Below are 1,262 nucleotides of genomic sequence, written 5' to 3' on the forward strand. Positions count from 1 at the left end.
GCCATTGGTATGAACGTTTTCTGCTAGAGGGTAAACTTCAACACTGCCGTCTTTGCCACGCGCACCAACTAAAGAGACTTCACGATTAAATGGCACAAACTCCTCTGCCACAATGGCTTGAGTTGGTGTTGCTGCAATGCACTCCGCCATTTCTGCCCAGATCGTCTCGATCTGAGCCGCTTCTTTCAAGCGCCATTGGCCTTTACCATCGTAACCACCTAATGCACTTTTCAGCACCATAGGCATGCCAACATGTTCAATTGCGCGTTCAAAATCTTCACGTGTCTCAATCACGTAGTACTTTGCATTACGCACACCAGCATTATCGAGTAGCGCTTTTTCAACACGGCGGTCACCGCCTGCTTTGATGGCTGCGGTACTAGGGAGGAACTTGCCACTTAATTCACAGATGTCGAGTACATCGTGAGGAATATGTTCGAATTCTGCGGTGATCGCATCCACTTGTTCAATGGCATTTTCCAAACCATGACCAAGCACCTGTTGGGTAAGAGGATGGACAACGTTACCGGTGCCGACATCGTAAGCCGAGATTTGGATATTCAGTGGTGCACCAGCCAGAGACATCATGCGAGCCAACTGACCTGATCCGAGAACCAGTACATGCATCTGATTAATCCTCAGCTGGATTTGGGTTAGCCAGTACGGTTTCCGTCTGTTCATTGCGGAACGCTTCTACCTTCGCCATGATGCTTTCGTCATGAGTGCCTAGGATTTGTGCCGCTAAGATGCCCGCGTTTGCAGCGCCCGCTTCGCCAATCGCTAACGTGCCGACAGCAATGCCTTTTGGCATTTGTACAATAGATAGCAAAGAGTCCATGCCTTTTAGAGCGCGAGATTGAACCGGAACGCCAAGTACAGGCAAACTGGTGAAGGCTGCCGCCATTCCCGGTAGGTGAGCTGCACCACCGGCACCTGCGATGATCACTTTGATGCCGCGTTCTTTCGCGCTGCTAGCGTAATCGGCTAATAGTTGAGGAGTACGGTGAGCTGACACCACCTTTGTTTCGTAAGACACGCCAAATTGATCCAGCATGTCTGCTGCTAGTTTCATGGTTGGCCAATCGGATTTAGAACCCATGATGATACCGACTTTCATCTCAAACTCCTTCAAGCTGCAAAATTAGGTGAGCTGATAAATTTGTGCGCATTATACGGGGATTTTTATCTCAAGCAAACGTTTGCGTCTTGTTGTTGACGCTATTGATACATTTTATAAAAAAATTGCTTTAGTGTCTGAGAAT

General features: G+C 48.3%; 2 protein-coding genes. Both read right to left on the bottom strand.

Translation table 11 applies throughout. The features are described 5' to 3' along the window. Window positions 1-627: ATP-grasp domain-containing protein (locus R7E47_RS24625; RefSeq protein ID WP_318085351.1), on the bottom strand; the 627-nt coding region annotated here is incomplete at its 3' end. A 4-nt stretch (window positions 628-631) separates the two neighbouring features. Beyond that, on the bottom strand, window positions 632-1,117 hold the full coding sequence (gene purE, locus R7E47_RS24630; RefSeq protein WP_005394016.1) for a 5-(carboxyamino)imidazole ribonucleotide mutase: 486 nt from the start codon (window positions 1,115-1,117) through the stop codon (window positions 632-634). Between the last annotated feature and the right edge of the window lie 145 nt (window positions 1,118-1,262).

This window comes from Vibrio sp. Vb1026 (genome assembly GCF_033338745.1).
In the GTDB taxonomy this organism is placed as follows: domain Bacteria; phylum Pseudomonadota; class Gammaproteobacteria; order Enterobacterales; family Vibrionaceae; genus Vibrio; species Vibrio alginolyticus.